Here is an 18,021-nt window from a genome sequence, read left to right as displayed (position 1 = left end):
CCCACACCCCGGAACCTCGTCCTTACCGCCCGAACGGGACACCGGTCGCGAACCGGTGTCCCGTTCGGTGTTCCGCCCCGGCTCGACCCGCCCTGTAGGCATCGGCAGCACCCTTTAGGCCTTAGGGGTTACGCGTCGGCTAGATGCTCAGGGGGGCGCAGTGGAGCGGGACTGCCGTGAAGCGTTGGACGGTCTTGCGCGGCAACTCGGCGAGTGTGCCGACGGCGTCGGCCAGCTCGCGCTGATTTCAGGGGGCCTGGCCAGCGGAAAGACCCGTCTGCTCCACGAGTTCTCGCGGTACGCGAAGGAGTCGGGTGTGCTGCACCTGACGGCCACCGGATCGCGGGCGGAGGACGATTTCCCGGTAGGGGGCGTGGACCAGCTGTTCCGCAACCCGGACATCCCGCCGGAAGTCGCCGAGTGCGCCGCCCGGCTGTTGCCGGACGCGGCCGAGGCCGCCGGGGCGGCCCGTGCCGTCCATGAACTCACCGTACGGCTGCTGGAGCTGGCCAGACACCGCCCCTTGATCGTCAGCATCGACGACATCCAGTTCGCCGACGAATTCACCCTGCGGCTGATCCGGCATCTGCGACAGCGGATCGCCTCGGCTCGGGTCATGATCGTGCTGACCGAGTGGAGCTGGGCCCACCCGGCGATGACGCGTTTCCACGCCGGGATCACGCAGCATCCGCATGCGCGGCTGCGGCTGGCCCCGATGGACGAGCCGGCGCTGCGGCAGCTGATCGCGGAGCAGTCCACCGACCGGACCGCCGACCCCAGCACCATCCAAACCGCCGCGCCCGAGTACGCATCGTCGCTACTGCGGTTGACGGGTGGCAATCCGCTGCTGGCGGGGGCGCTGCTTGAAGACCACCGGGACTGGCAGCTGGCGCATCCCGGTGCGACGGCCGAGCACGAAGTGGTCGGTTCGTCGTACGCACAGGGCGTACTGAACTGCCTCTACCGCTGGGACGCGAGTCTGCTGACCGTGGCACAGGGGGTGGCCGTGCTGGGTGCGGAACGGGCCACGGGCCCGCTGGTCGCGCAGTTGGTCGCGCTGCCGGTGGACGCGGTCGAGCAGGTGCTGAGCGTCCTGTCGGCCGCGGGGGTGCTGGAGGGTGTGCGGTTCCACCCCGTGGCCGCGCAGGCCGTGCTGGGCACGCTCTCCGCCGGGGAGCGGGCGCGCCTGCACGCCACCGCCGCCGAACTGCTGCAACTGCGGGGCGCGGATCCGGTGACGGTGGCAGGGCAGTTGATCGCCTCCGGCTCCGGATTCGGCCCCGCCCCCGCATCCGGCTCCGGCTCCCGTGCCGGCTCCGGGACAGCGGCTGCGCACTGGCCGGTGTGGGCGGCCGATGTACTGCGCCGCGCGGCGGCGGAGGCGGCCACGGGCGACGATGTCGAGCTGGTGACCCGCTGTCTGGAGCTGGCGCTGGAGGCGACCGCGGACCCGGCGGAGCAGGAGGTGCTGCGGCGCGGGCTGTCCCGGACGGTGTGGCAGGTCGATCCGGCGGCGTCCGACCGCTGGCAGGCCGCACCGCGCAGCGCGCTCGCACAGGGCGCCCTGACCGGGCGGGACGCGCTGCCGCTGCTGAAGCAGGCGCTGTGGAAGGGTGATACCGGTACCGCGCGCGCGGCCCGTGAGGCGTACGAGCAGCGCGGGGCCGGCCGGGACGGCGACCGGTACGCGGAGGCGGAACTCCACCTGGCGTACCGCTGGTTCTATGGCGGCGGAACCAACACAAACAACGGGACCATCGCAAACAACGGCACCGGTACCGGCGCCAATGGGGACCCGCACGGGGACGATCCGTGGGTCCGGGCGGTGCACGCCGTCGCGGAGGGCGCCGCGGGGGCGAACGCGAGGGGTGCGTTGCCCAGCGCGGAGCACATTCTGGAGAGCTGCCGGCCGGGCGATTCCCTGCTGGAGGTCGTACTGGCCGCGCTGTTCACGCTGATCGGCGGCAACCAGCTCCAGCAGGCCGGGGAACAGACGGAACGGCTGTACGCGCAGGCGCGGCGGCGCGGCGTGTTCACCTGGCAGGCCGCCCTGGGCACCGTTCGGGCCGAGATCGCGCTGAGCAGGGGCGAGCCGGCGGTGGCCGCCGTCCGGGCGCAGGCCGCGCTCGACGTGCTGTCGCCTCAGGGCTGGGGCGTGATGCGCGGGTATCCGCTGAGTGTGCTGATCTCGGCGCAGACGGCGATGGGCCGGCACACCGAGGCCGAGGAGTCGATTCGTCAGATGGCTCCTGAGGCCGTGCCGACCACGGTGTGGAGCCTGCGCTTCCTGTCCGCCCGCGGTCAGCATCACCTGGCGACCGAACGGCTGCTCGCGGCCGTCCGGGACTTCCAGGAATGCGGCCGGCTGGCGCAGGACGCCCATCTGGACCTTCCCTTCGTGCCGTGGCGCATCGGTCTGGCGGAGGCGCATCTGCGACTCGGCCGTACGGTCGTCGCCCGGGACCTGGTCAAGCAGCAACTGGGCCGGGCGCAGGCGATCGGCCCGCGCACCAGGGGGATCTCGTTGCGGCTGCTCGCGGCATGCGGTGAGCTGATGCAGCGTCCGGCTCTGCTGCGCAAGTCCGTCGAGGTGCTTCAGGCGGCGGGCGACCGGATGGAACTGGCACGTGCGCTGGCGGACCTCTCCGTGGCCTATCGGAGTGTCGGCGAGCTCGACGAGGCGCGGGCGGCGTCCTGGCGTGCGGCCCAGGAGGCGAAGATCTGCCAGTCCGGGTTCAGGGCGGCGGCGGCCGACCCCGTGGCGCGTGCGCCGCGTGCGCCACGCCCCGGGTACGGGGCCGTGGCCCCCGTGGCCGAGCGGGACGAGCAGGCTGCGGGAGCCGGAGGTGTCGGTGACGCGGGCGATACGGAGGCGTCGCTGCTCAGCGATGCGGAGAGCCGGGTGGCCCTGCTCGCTGCCCGTGGCTTCAGCAACCGCGACATCAGCCAGCAGTTGTTCATCACGGTGAGTACGGTCGAACAGCATTTGACGCGCGTCTACCGGAAGCTGGGTGTCAGCAGCCGCCGGGCCCTGCCCACCCGCCTGCTGGCACCTCCCCTGCAAGCACTGTGACCTTGTGAGTTCTTCCTCAAGAACGCTCTCATGTCCGCTCGAACACCGATCGGGCATCGCGCGCGAGGGGCGGCGAAAGCACTAGCGTCGCCGTGACAGGACCCTCGCCCCTGGAACGGAGATCACGATGCGATTCGGCGGCACCCTGCGGCTGTTCGTGTTCCCGCACGCGGGCGGGTCCCAGCTGATGTTCCACGAGTGGGCCCGGCTCTTCCCCGCGGGCTGGCGGCTGTTGCCACAGGACTATCCGGGGCACGGGCTGCTGGCGGGCGAACCGCCGATCGGCGACGCGGACACCCTCGTGGACTGGTTCCTGGACCGGCTGTCCGCCGAACTCGACGACCCGGAGGTGCCCTTCGCCTGCTTCGGGCACAGCATGGGCTCCCTGATCGCGTTCGAGCTGACCCGCCGACTCGTCGACGAGGGCCGTCGGCCGCCGGTATGGCTGGGCCTTTCGGGCTGCGGAGCGCCGCGGCCGGGCCGGCCGGCCGAGGAGCCCGGCGAACTGTCCGACGCGGAGCTGCGCCGCAAGCTGATCCGGCTGGGCGGCACCCCGCCCCGCATCCTGGACAACCCGGAGCTGTGGAGCGTCTTCGCCCCCGTCTTCCGGGCGGACATCTCCCTCGTACGGAACTGGCGTCCGCCGCAGGATGTGACGCCGCTGCCCGTACCGCTCACCGTGTTCCACGGCGAGCACGACACCACCGCGCCCGCGGGACGGCTGGAGCAGTGGGCAAAGTCCACCGACCACTTCCTCGGTGTCCGACGCTTCGAGGGCGGCCACTTCTACTTCCAGGACGATCCGGCGGCACTGGCCGACGCGGTCACCGCCGGGGTGCGGGCCGGACTGGAGGCCCTGGCAGGCACCCCGTGACCGAGTTCCGGATCCTGGGGCCGGTCGAGGTCCACGACGACCGGACGGGACGGCGGGTCGTCCCGCACGGCTCCAAGCAGCGCGCGCTGCTCGCCGCGCTCGTCATCGAGGCGGGACGGACACTGACGGTCGACCGGCTGGCCGACGAGCTGTGGGGCGACGAACCGCCCCGGCGGGCAGCCAACGCGGTGCAGGCCCATGTGGCCCGGCTGCGCCGGATGCTGCGCGATTCCGGCGGCGGGGAATGGATCAGCACCGAGCCCATGGGGTATCTGCTGCGGCTGGGCAGCGCCACCACGGACGCCCAGCGTTTCCAGCGGCTCTCCGCCGAGGGCCGGGCCGCGGCCTCCACCGACCCGGCGCACGCCACCGAACTGCTGGGGCGCGCGCTGGCGGTGTGGCGCGGTCCGGCGCTGGAGGACTGTCTGCACGCGCCGCTGTGCGCGGCGGAGGCCGAGCGTCTTGAGGAGCACCGGCTGGCGGCCCTGGAGAAGCTGTACGAGACGCGGTTGCGCTCGGCGCCGCACGAGGACGTCACGGGCGAGCTGGAGCGGCTGACGTACGAACATCCGCTGCGGGAGCGCTTCTACGACCTGTCGATGGTCGCGCTGTGTCTGGCGGGGCGGCCCGCCGAGGCGCTCGGTGTGTACGAGCGTGCGCGCAAACTCCTGGTCCACGCGCTCGGCGTGGAGCCGGGCCCGGCGCTGCGCGCCCGGATGGAGGCGACGATCCGGCACGCGCCGTTCGCGGGCCTCGGGGCGATACCGAACGGACGACCGCACGAGATGCCGTCCGACATGCCGCACAGACCGCCGCACGACATGCCGAACGGCATGTCGGACGCGGCGGCCCTGCTCGACCTCGGCGGTACGGTCGCCCGGCTGCGGGAGCGCGTCGACGAACTCTCCCGCGAGCAGGGCACCCTGCTGCGCCGGATCGACGAGCTCGCGGCAGCCGCGGGCGGCGGCGCGCAGAGCCGGGAGTTCGGCGGGTCCGCCCGGCGGGCGGCCCGGAACTCCCTCGCCGGACAGGAGTCCGGGCCCGTGATCACGAGGCCCATGCCCCCGGCGGCGTGAACGGGGCGGGCCCGCGGTGACGGAGCGCCCGGACCCGCACGACGGAGGAGGTCCGTTCCTGCTCCCGCACCCCGTTCTCCCCTGCCTCGTGCTCCCGCGCCCCGTTCGCCGACCAGAGCCGGGCCGTGAGCAGGACGGCGAGGGCGGCGACCTCCTCGGCCGTCGGGTTTCCCTTGGAGACACGGACGGACGCGGAGGTGAGCGCGGCGGCCGGCGTCTCGTTCCCGGCGGCGGTCACAGCGGCAGGTTTCCGTGCTTGCGGCTGGGCTGTTCGGCATATTTCGTACGGAGCATGTCCAGGGTGGAGATCAGCCGGGCGCGGGTGTCGGCCGGATCGATGACGTCGTCGACGAGGCCGCGTTCGGCCGCGTAGTACGGGTGCATCAGCTCGGTCTGGTACTCCTTGATCTTCTGCCTGCGGGTCTCCTCCGGATTGTCGGAGGCGTTGATCTCCCGGCGGAAGATGACGTTCGCGGCGCCTTCGGCTCCCATGACGGCGATCTCGTTCGAGGGCCAGGCCAGGGCGATGTCGGCGCCGATGGAGCGGGAGTCCATGACGATGTACGCGCCGCCGTAGGCCTTGCGCACCACCAGCGAGATGCGCGGCACCGTCGCGTTGCAGTACGCGTACAGCAGCTTGGCGCCGTGCCGGATGATGCCGTTGTGTTCCTGGTCGACGCCGGGCAGGAAGCCGGGGACATCGATCAGGGTGACCAGCGGGATGCTGAACGAGTCGCAGAACTGCACGAACCGCGCGGCCTTCTCGGAGGCGTGGATGTCCAGGACGCCCGCGAGGCAGGCCGGCTGGTTGGCCACGATGCCGACGACCTGGCCGCCGAGCCGGGCCAGGGCGCACACGATGTTCTGCGCCCACTGGCTGTGCACCTCGAAGTAGTCGCCGTGGTCGGCGATCTCCTCGATCAGGTCACGCATGTCGTACGAGCGGTTCGGCTGGGCCGGCACCAGGTCCAGCAGGCTGTCGTTGCGGCGGTCGACGGGGTCGTCGAGGTCGCCGGCGGGGGCGAGTTCGCGGTTGTTCTGCGGCAGGAGGGAGAGCAGGTGCCGTACGTCCTCCAGGCAGCTCTCCTCGTCGTCGTAGGCGAAGGCCGCGACGCCCGAGGACTCGGCGTGGCTGTCGGCGCCGCCGAGGTGCTCCATGCTGACGGCTTCACCGGTGACCGCCTGGACGACGTCGGGGCCGGTGATGAACATCTGCGAGGTGCCGCGCACCATGAAGACGAAGTCCGTGAGCGCCGGGGAGTACGCGGCGCCGCCGGCGCAGGGGCCGAGGATGACGGAGATCTGCGGGATGACACCGGAGTTGCGGACGTTGCGCTGGAAGATGCCGCCGTATCCGGCGAGTGCGGTCACGCCCTCCTGGATGCGGGCGCCCGCGCCGTCGCAGAGGCCCACGACGGGAGCGCCCGCGGCCTCGGCGAGGTCCATCAGTTTGTGGATCTTCTCCGCGTGGGCCTCGCCCAGTGCCCCGCCGAAGATGCGGAAGTCATGGGCGTAGGTGAAGACGGTGCGGCCGTGGACCTTGCCCCAGCCGATGACGACACCGTCGGTGTGGGGTTTCTTGTCCTCCAGGCCGAAGCCGGTGGCGCGGTGCTTGCGCAATCCTTCGACCTCGTTGAACGTGCCCTCGTCGAAGAACAGGGCGATGCGTTCCCGGGCGGTCAGTTTGCCCTTGGCGTGCTGTGCGGCGGTGGCCCGTTCTCCGGGTCCGGATTCGGCCAGCGCCTGGATGGCGTGCAGTTCGGCCGTGCGCTCGCGCATGGTCGCGACGCGGTTCTCGTCGCGGCCCGCGGCGGCCGGGCGCATGCTCCCGGGTTCCGGGGCCGGCGCGGTCTTCAGCGGTTTTTCCTCGACGATGCTCATGGAGGCCCTTTCGACACAGAGGCACCGGATTCCGGCCGGTGTCGCGTCGTCCAGCATCGGCGCAGGCGCTACAGCCGGACTCGAATTCCGCACGGGAACGCCTACGGCTCCGGTGCAGGATCTTCCGTCCGGATCAGGCCGGAGACCATGGCCATGAACCCCTCGTCGAGCATGGTGGCGGCGGCGGTGTCCCGCGAGGTGTCCAGACCGGTGTCGTGGCAGGCGATGCTGACGAGGTAGCGGCCGAGCACCGGATAAGTTCCGAACACCCACTCGCCGTGGGCGGCGGGGGTGCCGTCGGGGGCGAGGAGGCCGGTGTCGCCCGAGGTTCCGGTGGCGAAGCCGAACGAGGAGAAGTCGAGCCGCAGGCCCTGGCCGAGCGCCTTGGTGTAGGCCTCCTTCAGGGTCCACAGCCGCAGCAAGCCCGCGGTCTGTTCGGCCTCCGGGAGCGCGGCGAGCGTGTCCCGTTCCGCCGGGGTGCAGACCTGGTCCTGGAGCAGATCGAACGACAGCCTGCGGTCGACGGGTTCGGTGTCGATCCCGATGCGCCCGGTGCGGCTGATGCCTACGGCGATGAGGTCGTCGGTGTGGGTGAGGCTCAGGTCGATCTGGTCGAAGCCCCGCAGGTAGGGCCGGCCGCCGACCTTGTACGCCAGGTCGAGCTGGGCGGGCGAGGTGCCGAGCGCGGCGGCCGCCGTGTACTTGACGGCCAGCCGGGACGCCACGAAGCGGTACCGCAGGACGGGGTCGGCGGTCTGCCGGTAGCGCGGCCAGTCCCGTCCCAGGAGCGGGCGCAGCACCGGGTCGGCGAGGGCGGCGGGCAGCCATTCGCCCCAGGTGGTGAAGACGGAGGCGTTGCCGCGCCGGGCCAGGCCCTCCCGTACCTCGTGCCAGGGTCCCGCGGGGCCGGTGGCGTGCACGGGTGCCGTGATGCGCCGGGCGGCTTCCGCCTCCATCGGCGGCCTCCTCGGGCCGGTCACCGGGCCAGTTCGGTGGCGTCGAGGTCGTAGCTGAGGCCGGTGCGGTAGCGGCGTACGAGTTCGTCGAGGACCTGGGCGCGGCAGTCCTCGGGCAGCTCCGGCAGCGGGATGCCGAGGCGCCCGCCGATCCGGGTGAGGGCGAGTACGGCCCAGGCGGGCGCGGCAAGGAAGGGATCGCTGCCGTCCTGGCCTTCCCAGGTGGCCAGGATCGCGGCGGCGGCGAGGACGAGGGAGTAGCGGTCGCTGAGCACGCACCAGGCGGGGTCGGCGAGGGCGGCGGCGCCGGGCGGGATGGCCCGGCACTGTTCGCGCAGGGCCCGCAGCTCGTCGACGAACGCCTCGGCGAGGTCGGCGAGGACGGCGAGCTGGCCGCCGACGCCCCGTACGTCGGCCAGGCGGGAGGCGGCGCCGTTGAGGGAGGCGGCGAGGAAGTCGCCGCCCCCGGCGATGCCGAGGAGCCGGTAGTCGAGCCGGGGCAGAGCGGCGCCGGAGCGGAACAGCTCGGGCGGCGGTTCCGCGTCCCGGAACCAGGCGATTTCGGCGAGGGTGCGCAGCTGGGGCACGATCACGGCCTGGCAGGCGGCGGTTCCGGCGTGGCCGAGACCGGCCACGGGCAGGTCCCGGGAGAGCTTGTCGAGTGCGCCGTACTCGGGGGTGCCGTGCTCGTAGCCGTGGGAGCCGAGGACGCTCGCCAGTTCCTCCAGGCTCTCCCGCAGCAGGTCGGGTACGACGTATTTGACGGCCGCGGCGAGGATGTGGGTGCGGTCGGGCAGCAGGCTCAGGGCGCGCAGCGCGACGGTGGCCATGCTGTCGCAGGCGAGCAGGTCGGCGAAGACCCCGGCGAGGGGCTTGTGCCGGCGGCGGGCGATGGGGAGGCTGCGGCCGGTGGTGGCGGCGCGGACGGCGGAGTGCAGGACGGTACCGGCGGCGGCGACGGCCGTCGCGGCGATGACGCAGCGGTTGACCTGGTAGGTGCGCAGCGCCAGGGCCACGCCTTCGCCCGTCCGGCCGACGAGGGCGTCGGCCGGGATGTCGCAGTCGGTGAACCGGAGCCCGGAGAACAGGTTTCCCCGCATGCCGGCGGTGAGCACCCGGGGCAGCGGGCCGATCCCGGCGGTGAGTTCACCGGGGTCGAGGAGCAGCACGGAGTGGCTGAGGGGGGTGCGGGCCGGGTCGGTGCGTGCGTACACGACGTAGGCCCCGGAGACGGCCGCGTTGATGATGACGTCCTTGCGACCGGCCAGCGAGAAGCCGCCGCCGGGGCGTGGCCGGGCGGTGAACTCGTCGCGCAGGATGGCGTTGGAGTGGGCCAGTTCGTGGTGGACGATCGAGGCGCGGCCGCCCGCGAGCAGTAGGTCGGCCGTCGTGCGTCGCTGAGCGGGGGAGCCGGCCGCCCAGACGGCGGAGGTGGCGAACAGCGAGGTGATACCGGCTCCGAAGCCGAGCGCGAGGTCGCGGCGGAAGACGGGGCGCAGCACCTTGGCGAGCAGGTCGGCGCGGGTGAGCCGGCCGCCGAACTCGGCGGGCACGAACTCGGCGCCCAGCCCCGCCTCGACGAGGAGCCGCTCGGTGGCGGCGGGCGGTTCGTGGCGTTCGTCGGCGGCGAAGAGGGCGCCCAGGCCGTGGGGGTTGGCGGGGTCGTAGGGGTCGCCGAGGAGAGCTTCGAGCCGGGCGGCCCGGCGCAGGGCGTCGGTCTCCTCGGCGGCACGCCCGGCGATCCGTTCCGGGTGGATCTGGGTGGTGGCCATGGTGGCGTGGATCAGCTCCTTCGTCACGGGACAGCCCTTCGGGAGGGGGGGCTGAACATGTCCGCGAAGCGGCCGGGCGGCACTTCGTCGGCACACCCGGTGGCCGCGGGGGCGGGTCCGTTCCTGTGCGCGGGAGTTCAGCGTGGCCAGAGACGCTCGACAGCCGCTTGAGGCGCCGTACAGCCGGGCCGGGGGCGGGCCGGGAGCCGCTGGTGGGACGCCGGGCCGGAGGTACGGCTTCCGGTCAGCCCGGTTGCCGGCCGGGTGCGTGGAGCCGGTCGGCGACGCCGAGTGCGGCACGCAGTTCGCGGCCCGGCCGGGTGTCCGCGGGGTCGGGCCCGCAGGGGTGCGGGCGGGGGAAACCGGCGCGTACCAGGGTCCGTACCGCGTCGGCGGTGTGGGAGACCCGGCGGGCCTCCCGCAGCAGGTACGCGGGCGACAGCGGCTGCCGGTCCGGCCCGGCCCCCATGCTCCGGCCGGTCGTCGCGCACACCAGCGGGATCCGGGGCGGTGCGACGGCGCTTTCGGCGGCGGCCCGCACGAAAGCGTCCTCGGAGTCGAGGGAGGCGGCGAAGTCCCCGGCGAGCACGGCGGGGTGCACGGGGGCGATTCTGCCGCGCGCGGCCACGATCCGGGCCGCGTCGGGCAGGCTCAGGGCGTCCGCCGCGTGGGCGGCGGCGATCTCCCCGGCGCCGTGGCCGGACACCGCACCGGCCCGGAGGCCCCAGGACTGCCAGAGCCGGAAGACGGCCACGTGGAACGCGAACAGGGCGGGCTGCCCGAATTCGGACCGTCGGATCAGAGCCGCGTCGACCCCGCCTTCGGGGGCGAACACCACAGCGGCCAGCGGCAGCCGCAGCCAGTGGTCCAGCGCGCCGCGCACGGTGTCGTACGCGGCGCGGAAGACGGGAAAGGCACCGTACAGCTCGCGGCCGAGGCCGGGCCGGATTCCGGAGCCGCCGGTGAAGAGCACGGTCACCGCCGGGCCGGTCGGCGGCCGGCACCGGTGGGCGACGAGCGCCGGGGTCTCATCGGGCACGGGGCGCCGCCTCCACCGTCTCGTACAGACCGGGCTCGGGGGTGGCCAGCGGGCCGAGGTCCTTGACCAGGGCCTGGAACTCCTCGCTGCGCACGGCCCGCCGGTGGGCGGCGGGGTTCTCCCAGACGGCGAGTTCGAGGAAGACCCGCTCGTCGCCGAGGCTGCGCAGCGCCTCGTGGCCGACGTAGCCGGGCTGGCTGCTCATGTAGGCGGTCAGGCGGTCCTTGACGGCCAGGAACTCGTCGATGTCGCCGTGGACGGTCAGCTTGTTGACGAAAGTCACCATGTGAGGCTCCTCGGGTCGGCCACGGCAGGGGTGCCGTTTACGGGTACGGGTACGGGGCGGCGGGGCGGGACAGCCCTTGCGGATGCCACGCTCGGCGAGGAGGCTCAAGGAACCCCGGAAGAGCGCTCGACTCCCGCTTGAGGAAGTGTGGTGATCCGGCGGAGGGCAAAGGCCGCTTCCGGCGGGCCCGAGGGCCGGCGGTACCGGCTCCGCCGGGTGTTCCGGGGCCAGGCTCGGGGGCTCGAATTACGTCGCCGGGCACCGCCGGATTCCGGCCGGGCGGAAAACCGGCAGGGCTTGCTGTTTTTCCGTACCGACAGCACCTCGGTATTCCGGCCGGTGAAGTGATCCGGATTCTTCGGACCGCTCGTTCCATGCGGAAGGACAAAATCCGGCCAGTATCCCGGTGACAATTCGCGGGCCGATCCGATGGCGGCCCGGCACTGCCCCGGACGGATGGCCCGGGGCGTGGCTCGGGCGCCGGAAGCGCGGCAGACCACGCGCGGGACAAGCCCCCCCCACGCCCCCCCTATCCCGCGCGCGGCCGGGTCCGCCGTTGTAGGGGGTGCGGGGACCGCGAACCCCAGAGTGCGGCCGTCGTCATGGATCTGACGGGGGTTCCGAAATAACTTGAGGCTTCCTCGATCGGTTGAAGAGAACCGACGCTCAGGAAAGTGTCTCCGGGTGACCCCGGCACTGGAGGTGTCCGTGCTTGTTCGACCGATGCCCGGGGTGAGTGTCGCCTCGGTGGACGCCACCGGCCGCCTGGAACTCCTGGCGGAATCAGCGGTGGGAACAATGCGCTACCGGTGCGGTCCGGTGGGCACCGCCATGTGGATCGCGCTCCGCCAGCACGAGGGCGACACCGGCGCCGCTGCGCGGCTGCTCGCCGAATTGTGGAATACCGCACCCGAGAATGCTCGTGCCGATCTCGACATATGGGTCGAGGAAATGCGCGACGCGGGTCTCATGTGCGCCGAGCCCCGCCCCTGACCCGACCCCTACCCGCCCTCAGCGGTGGCTCGACCACCCCTGTAGGCGCAGACTTCACCCTGTCCCGGCCAGGGCCTGTCCGTGAATCAGGGGCGGACAAGTTCTAGGGGTAGACCTTCATCAACAGGGGCGAGTATGCGGTTGGTCGGCAGGACATCGGTGATCGACGCCTTGGACGAGGCGCTCGCGGACTGCACGGCGGGCGGCTCCCACGCCGTCCTGATCGAAGGCGCCACCGGGTGCGGCCGGAGCGCCGTGGCCGACACCGTCACCGAGCGGGCGGCCGCGGCCGGCGCCCTGGTCCTGTCCGCCGTCGCCACGTCGGCCGAGCGGCAGATCCCCCGGGGCGTACTGCGGCAGCTCGTCCACCGGACGCCGGGGTTCCTGCTGCCCGACGAGGGCCCCGGCGGTGAGCCCTCGCGGGTGGAGGCCCTGCGGGCGTTCTGCGACCGGGTGCGCGAACTGGGCCTGGACCGGCCGGTGCTGCTCTGCGTCGACGATGTGCAGCACGCCGACGCAGAATCCCTGCGCCACCTCCAGTACCTGGTGCGCCACGCCCGCGGGTCCCGGGTCCTCGTCGTCCTCACGGGTTCGCCGCACATGCCGTCGCAGGACCCCCTGTTCACCACCGAGCTGATGCGCCAGCCCCACTTCCGCCGGCTCCGGCTCGGCCTGCTGTCACGGACGGAGACGGCCAGGTTCCTGGACCAGGGCGGCTGCGGGGACCTCACCACGGACGAGGCGCACCGGGTCAGCGGAGGCAACCCCCTGCTGCTGCGCGCCCTGACCGACGAGTACGCGGACGAGGCCGGGGACCCGCACGGCGAGTCGGCGTTCCCCGCTCCCGACGGCCCGTTCGCGCAGGCGGTCGTCGCGTGCGTGCACCGGGCCGGGCCGGTCGCCACCGCCGTGGCCCGCGCCGTCGCGCTGCTCGGGGACCACGCCTCCCCCGCCCGCGTGACCGGGGCGGCGGAGCTGACCGCCGCCGCCGGGGCCCGGGGCCTCGCCGCGCTGCGGGCGGCCGGACTTCTCGACGGCGTACGGTTCCGGCACCCGGCCGTGCGGGACGCGGTGCTGGAGGAGGCCGGTCCGGCCACCCGGGGCGGGCTGCTGCGGCGCGCCGCACGGGTGCTGCACGAGGACGGTGTCCCGGCCCCGGCGGTCGCCCACCTGCTGCTCACCGCGGCGGCGGACGGCGTGGTGACCGCGGGCGAACCGTGGGACGTCGACGTGCTGCGCGAGGCGGCGGAGGAGTCCCTCGGGCGGGGCGAGGCCCGTGCGGCGGTACGCCTGCTCGAACTCGCCCTCGAAACCGGCGCCGACGACCAGGTGGGGGCCGCGCTGCGCATCCGGCTGGCCCAGATCGCGGCCCGCTTCGACCCGGCCGCCGCCGAACGGCGCGTGGACGCCCTGCTGGAGACGGTGCGCGCCGGCCGGCCGACCACCGGGCACGAACAGCCGCTGGCCGGGCTGCTGCTGGCCCAGGGGCGGGTCTCCGACGCGGCGGAGCTGATCCTCGGCACCGGTACCGGCGAGGGCGGCGCCTCGCCCCTGGACGCGATGGTGGACACCTCTCCCGGTGCCGCGGAACGGCTGCTGCGGTCGGCCCGGCTGACGGATGCCACACTCGCGCCGCTCGCCCAGGCCGTGACCTCGCTGCTCTGCTCCGAGCAACCGGACCTGGCGGTGCGGTGGAGCCGCAGGCTGCTCGACGAGGCGGACCGCTGCCGGGCCCCGGGCTGGAGCGCCGCTTTCGGGACGCTGCACGCCGAGGCCCTGTTGCGGCTCGGTGATCTGCGCGGCGCCCACACCCGTGCGACGGCGGCCCTCGCGGCGCTCCCCGCGCAGGGCCGGGGAACCTTCTCCTGCGCGCCGACGGCGGTGCTGGTGCGCGCGTGCACGGCGATGGGCCAGTACACCGAGGCGTCGCGGCTGACCGGCCGGCAGCTGCCGCGGCGGCAGCTGATGAGCCTGCACGGACTGGCGTATCTGCGCGCCCGCGGACTGCACCACCTGGCGGTCCATCAGCCGCACGCGGCCCTGGCCGACTTCCTTGAGATCGGGCGGCTGATGGAGAGCTGGGGGGTGGACCGGCCTGCGTTCCTGCCCTGGCGCACGGACGCGGCACGTGCGCTGCTGTGCCTCGGGGAGGACCATCGGGCGGAGCAGTTCGCCCTGCGTCAGCTCGCGATGCCCGACGCGCGGCGCCCGCACGTACGCGGTCTGGCCCTGCGCATGCGGGCGTTGGCCGGGGACTCCCAGCAGCGGCCGACGGTCCTGGCCCAGGCGATCGACGAGCTGCACCGCTCCGGCGACCGCGTGGAGACGGCCCGCGCGATGGCGGATCTGGGCCGGGCGCTCCAGCAGGACGGTTCCTCGTCGAAGGGCGGCGTGATGATCCGTTCGGCGTGGCAGCTCGCCAAGGACACCGGCGCGGCGCCGCTGTGCCAGGAGATCCTCCCGGACGCGCCGCTGGTGACGGCGCCGGGCACCGGCCCGGCCCCGCCACAGGCACGGCCGGGCCGGGCCGGGAAGGCGGACAAGGACCGGCCCGGTACCACCGCGGCCCGGCTGAGCGGTTCCGAGCAGCGCGTGGCCACCCTGGCCGCGCAGGGCCTGACCAACCGGGAGATCTCGGCCCGGCTCTTCCTGACGGTGAGCACGGTCGAACAGCACCTGACGCGGGTCTACCGCAAGCTCCGGATCACCTCCCGCGGCGACCTCCCCCTCGATCTGGAGCTCGCCGAGGGCGCCCCGGTCCGCGTCTGAAGGGCGTTGCGGGAGGCCGCGTCATGGAAGCCTGAGGTCCGGGGCCGCCGGTCTCCCGGTGCCGGTCAGCCGGTGCCGGTCAGCCGGTGCCGGTCACCGCGGCGAGGGTGCGGGAGAGGGCGGCCGCGCAGGCCTCGGTGGCCGCGGCGGTGCCCGCGATGGCCACCGGCGGCGGAAGCCAGCCGTGCTTGGCGATGCGCTGGGCGACCTCGTAGGCGAGGGCGCCGCCACCCGAGTAGCAGCCGAACGTCACCGGTTCGGCCGCCGCGAGGGCCGGGCGCAGGGCGGTCAGGCAGTCGGCCGCGTCCGCCTCCCCGTCCACGGTGAGCAGGGTCTGCGGGCCCGGGTAGACACGGGCCAGCTCGTCGTAGCAGCCCGCCGGGGCGTCCGGCGGCGGTACGAGCAGGACGGTGCCTGCGCCGGGCCGGGCGGCCTCGCGCAGGAGGACGGGCCCCGGCGCCGGGTCGGGGCGGCGCGTCCGGGCGGGCGCGGCGGGGCCGAGCAGGGCCAGGGCGTCGGCGACCGGTGTGCCGGCCGCTGCGAACCCCGGGAACTCCCGCAGCAGCAGGGCGGCCTGGGCGAGGGCCGTCGCCGCGTCGGTGTCGGCGAGTCGCCTGCGGTCGTTCACCGCCGTCAGCACCAGGCCGCCGTCGGTGTCGTGGTGGGCGGTCAGGGAGAGCGGCACCCCGGTGTCCGCGGCCAGCGTCTCGGGCGGGGTCAGTCGGATGCCCTGGGCTTCGAACTCCTCGCGCAGCGGGTCCCCGGCGGCCGGTGGCTCGAAGGCGATCAGCGTTCCGGTGAGCCGGTCCTCGGCGGGCCGGCCGCTCCAGGCGTGCACCTGGCCCGCGGAGACCCATTCGTACGCGGCCATGTCCAAGGCCCGTCCGCCGAGTTCGGTCAGCAGCCGCGCCAGCGGCATGGCCGGATCCACCTCGGTGCTCAGGGGCAGCGGATTGCGCAGCGGTCCGGGCAGCAGGGCGGCGCCGTCGAGCAGGATGCCGCGGCCGGAGACGGTCATGGCGAAGGCAACCGGGCCGGGACCGCCGCGGCCGGACGCCCGGTGCAGCAGCAGCGCCCAGGCCGCGTGCAGCGCGGTGCACTCGGTGACGCCGCTGTGCCCGGCCCAGTCGCGCAGCCGGACCGCCTCGTGGGGAGTCAGCCGCTGACTGGTACGCCCGTGGCCCGGCCGGTCCGGGATGCCGGCCGGCCGGGCGGGAAGGGTGGCGGCGTCGGCCGGCGGGGCGGCCCGGGACCAGAACGCGCGGGCCGGGGCGGTGTCCTGGCGGCCCAGCCAGTCGAGGTGGTCGCGCAGATCGGGGCGGCGCTGTCCACCGGCCGGCGGGCCGTCGGCGAGGTAGGCGCGGTGCACGGCACGCAGCAGCATGCGCACGCTGTGCCCGTCGAGGAAGGCGTGGTGGTACGTGACGACGACCCGTACCGGTCCCGCCGGGCCCGGCTGTTCGTCGACGAGCAGGACCCGCAGCGGACCGGGCCGGTGCGGGTCGAAGGGGCGCAACCGCTCGCTCCCGAGCAGCGCCTGCCGGTCGGCGGAGCCGTAAGGGTGCCGGACGACGTACGGAGTGACCCGCGGGTGCACCGCGATCCCCGGGCCGCCGGGCACGCCCGGCTCCGCGAAGGACCCGCGCAGCACCGCCTCGCGGTCCGCGACCGATGCCCAGGCGGCCCGGTAGCGCCGGGTGTCGAGCGGGCCGTACCAGCGCCAGTGCTGCTGCTCGACGTGCGGGGCGGTGCCGGGGGCGGCGGTCATCAGGTCGAGGAGGATCTCCCGCTGCCGGGGTGACGCCGGGAAGACGACAACGGGGTGATCGGGCTCCCCCGGCACGACGGAGCGCGCCGGGGACGCCGGGGACGCAGAAGGACCCTCCGGTTCCGGCGACGGCGCGAGGACGGGCGCGGCTGCCGCCCCGTCGGCGGTGCCGCGTGGACCCGTCAACGCCGTGAGCAGGTCCCCGAGAGCGCCTGCGGGCAGGTGGCGCGGGGCGAGGTACAGGGTGTGGTGGGTCGCGGTGTGCCGGCGCAGGCTGGACGTGCACCCGGGCAGCGCGGCCAGCGCCCGCGCCAGCGCCACCGGGTCGAGCGGACCGCGCAGTTCGAGCGCGGGAGGCATGCCGGAGGAGATGACGACGGTCATGCTGCCGCTCATCCGGTCCCCCCTGTCTCCGATGGTGCCCGCGCCCGGCGCGTCGGATCCGGCTCCGGAGGACAAGAGTGCGCACCCGCCACCCACGTACCGTTCCGGCTCCGGAGGACACAAGTGTGCATGCGGCGCCCACGTACCGCTGACACGGCGCTGACGTGGTGCTCGGGCCGACGTGGTGCTCAGAGGGTCCGGACGGCCGTCTCGGCGTGCTGCCCGGCGAATTCCAGGGTGGCGAGGCTGAACCGCCCTGCCGTCTCGCGGACATGGCTCCGCGCCTGCGCGAGGTCCGCGCCGGCCCCGAGAACGTCCTCGATGCCCTCCTCGCGCAGCAGCACGCTGTGCCGGGCGATCACCTGGACGCCCCGCTCGTCGGGAATCACCGACCACTCGCCGGTATGGGCGTCCGCGAGTGGGGAGGGAATCGTGTGCTTCCACAGGATCCGGCCCGAGTGCGGGAAACAGACCCGGACCGCCTCCATGGTGTGGGCCGCCCCGTCGGCGGCGAGGATGTCCACGCCGGTGAGCTGGACGCCGGGCTGCGGCTCGGCCACGTCGGCACGGGCCACGTGCGGCATGAGGTGCGGCCAGTCGGCGATCCGGTAGAGGAAGTCGTAGACCAGCTCGGCCGGGCCGTTGATGCGTACGGAGTCCTCGAAGGTCAGCAGGAGGTCGTCCAGGCGGTTCCAGCGCTCCGCGGTCTCCCGCAGCCGCTCCAGTTCGGCCCGGCTGTTGGTGTCGGTGGCCCGCCGGACCCAGGCGACGTCCTCGGGACGGTTCCCGGCGACGGTGAAGTCGTGCTCCAGGCGCAGCCGGCAGCGGCCTGGGCCGAGCGGTTCGACGGTCCAGCAGCCGCCCATCGAACTGACCGGCTCCGCGGGCGTCTCCTGCCGGAACTCGATGCGGCGCCGGGTCGCGTCCAGGGTGCGGTGCGAGAGCCAGGACCGTACCGAGCCGTTGGCGAGTACCCACATGTGGAAGCGGTCCTGGGAACCGTCGAAGTCCAGGCGTTCCACATGGATGCTCGCCGGGACGAACAACGGCCACTGCGTCGTGTCCGCGATCAGCCCGTAGACAACACCGGCAGGCGCTGCCACATCGACCGCGTACTGCGCGCGGTGCACTCGCTCGACGGCCATCGTCC

13 protein-coding genes are annotated in these 18,021 nt (G+C 73.8%); 5 read left to right on the top strand and 8 right to left on the bottom strand.

Features of this window, described 5'->3' with window-relative positions:
• The first annotated feature begins 184 nt into the window (after positions 1-184).
• The 3 genes from ACFV8T_RS00740 to ACFV8T_RS00730 all read left to right on the top strand — a co-directional run bounded on the left by ACFV8T_RS00740 (position 185) and on the right by ACFV8T_RS00730 (position 5,023).
• The gene (locus tag ACFV8T_RS00740; RefSeq protein ID WP_385323016.1) at positions 185-3,073 is read left to right on the top strand and encodes a LuxR C-terminal-related transcriptional regulator; all 2,889 of its coding nucleotides are present in this window, start codon (positions 185-187) and stop codon (positions 3,071-3,073) included.
• Positions 3,074-3,200: 127 nt separating this feature from the next.
• Positions 3,201-3,947 carry a thioesterase II family protein gene (locus tag ACFV8T_RS00735; protein WP_385323014.1) on the top strand — a complete coding sequence of 249 codons (747 nt, stop codon included), beginning with the start codon at positions 3,201-3,203 and terminating at the stop codon, positions 3,945-3,947.
• A complete protein-coding gene (locus ACFV8T_RS00730) occupies positions 3,944-5,023 on the top strand; it encodes a BTAD domain-containing putative transcriptional regulator (protein WP_385323012.1) in 1,080 nt (359 codons plus the stop codon). The genes ACFV8T_RS00735 and ACFV8T_RS00730 overlap by 4 nt, the downstream gene beginning before the upstream one ends.
• On the opposite strand, the gene ACFV8T_RS00725 is transcribed toward ACFV8T_RS00730, so the two are convergent.
• The 6 genes from ACFV8T_RS00725 to ACFV8T_RS00700 all read right to left on the bottom strand — a co-directional run bounded on the left by ACFV8T_RS00725 (position 4,995) and on the right by ACFV8T_RS00700 (position 10,957).
• Positions 4,995-5,261 (bottom strand): acyl-CoA carboxylase epsilon subunit, encoded by a 267-nt coding sequence (locus ACFV8T_RS00725; protein ID WP_385323010.1) that lies wholly within the window; start codon positions 5,259-5,261, stop codon positions 4,995-4,997. The two genes, ACFV8T_RS00730 and ACFV8T_RS00725, sit on opposite strands and share 29 nt — an antisense overlap.
• A complete protein-coding gene (locus ACFV8T_RS00720) occupies positions 5,258-6,847 on the bottom strand; it encodes an acyl-CoA carboxylase subunit beta (protein ID WP_385323614.1) in 1,590 nt (529 codons plus the stop codon). The genes ACFV8T_RS00725 and ACFV8T_RS00720 overlap by 4 nt, the downstream gene beginning before the upstream one ends.
• Positions 6,848-7,005: 158 nt before the next feature.
• On the bottom strand, positions 7,006-7,860 hold the full coding sequence (locus tag ACFV8T_RS00715) for a 4'-phosphopantetheinyl transferase family protein (protein ID WP_385323008.1): 855 nt from the start codon (positions 7,858-7,860) through the stop codon (positions 7,006-7,008).
• A 20-nt stretch (positions 7,861-7,880) separates the two neighbouring features.
• Positions 7,881-9,659: an acyl-CoA dehydrogenase family protein gene (locus ACFV8T_RS00710; RefSeq protein WP_385323007.1), complete on the bottom strand. Its 1,779-nt coding sequence runs from the start codon at positions 9,657-9,659 to the stop codon at positions 7,881-7,883.
• Between the two features lie 217 nt (positions 9,660-9,876).
• A complete protein-coding gene (locus ACFV8T_RS00705; protein WP_385323005.1) occupies positions 9,877-10,671 on the bottom strand; it encodes an acyltransferase domain-containing protein in 795 nt (264 codons plus the stop codon).
• Positions 10,661-10,957 carry an antibiotic biosynthesis monooxygenase family protein gene (locus tag ACFV8T_RS00700; RefSeq protein ID WP_385323003.1) on the bottom strand — a complete coding sequence of 99 codons (297 nt, stop codon included), beginning with the start codon at positions 10,955-10,957 and terminating at the stop codon, positions 10,661-10,663. The genes ACFV8T_RS00705 and ACFV8T_RS00700 overlap by 11 nt, the downstream gene beginning before the upstream one ends.
• 708 nt (positions 10,958-11,665) lie before the next feature.
• Between ACFV8T_RS00700 and ACFV8T_RS00695 the strand changes: the two genes are divergently transcribed.
• Positions 11,666-11,950 carry a PqqD family peptide modification chaperone gene (locus tag ACFV8T_RS00695; RefSeq protein ID WP_385323001.1) on the top strand — a complete coding sequence of 95 codons (285 nt, stop codon included), beginning with the start codon at positions 11,666-11,668 and terminating at the stop codon, positions 11,948-11,950.
• A gap of 135 nt (positions 11,951-12,085) precedes the next feature.
• A complete protein-coding gene (locus ACFV8T_RS00690) occupies positions 12,086-14,719 on the top strand; it encodes an AAA family ATPase (protein ID WP_385323000.1) in 2,634 nt (877 codons plus the stop codon).
• Positions 14,720-14,798: 79 nt separating this feature from the next.
• Here ACFV8T_RS00690 and ACFV8T_RS00685 read toward each other — a convergent pair whose 3' ends face one another.
• The gene (locus tag ACFV8T_RS00685; RefSeq protein WP_385322998.1) at positions 14,799-16,883 is read right to left on the bottom strand and encodes a condensation domain-containing protein; all 2,085 of its coding nucleotides are present in this window, start codon (positions 16,881-16,883) and stop codon (positions 14,799-14,801) included.
• A gap of 176 nt (positions 16,884-17,059) precedes the next feature.
• Complete coding sequence (locus tag ACFV8T_RS00680; RefSeq protein WP_385322996.1) at positions 17,060-18,016, bottom strand: SRPBCC family protein; 957 nt, start codon at positions 18,014-18,016, stop codon at positions 17,060-17,062.
• Positions 18,017-18,021: the final 5 nt, after the last annotated feature.

The sequence above is a fragment of the Streptomyces sp. NPDC059832 genome (genome assembly GCF_042731715.1).
GTDB lineage: Bacteria > Actinomycetota > Actinomycetes > Streptomycetales > Streptomycetaceae > Streptomyces.
This window is presented reverse-complemented; position numbering and strand designations above follow the sequence as displayed.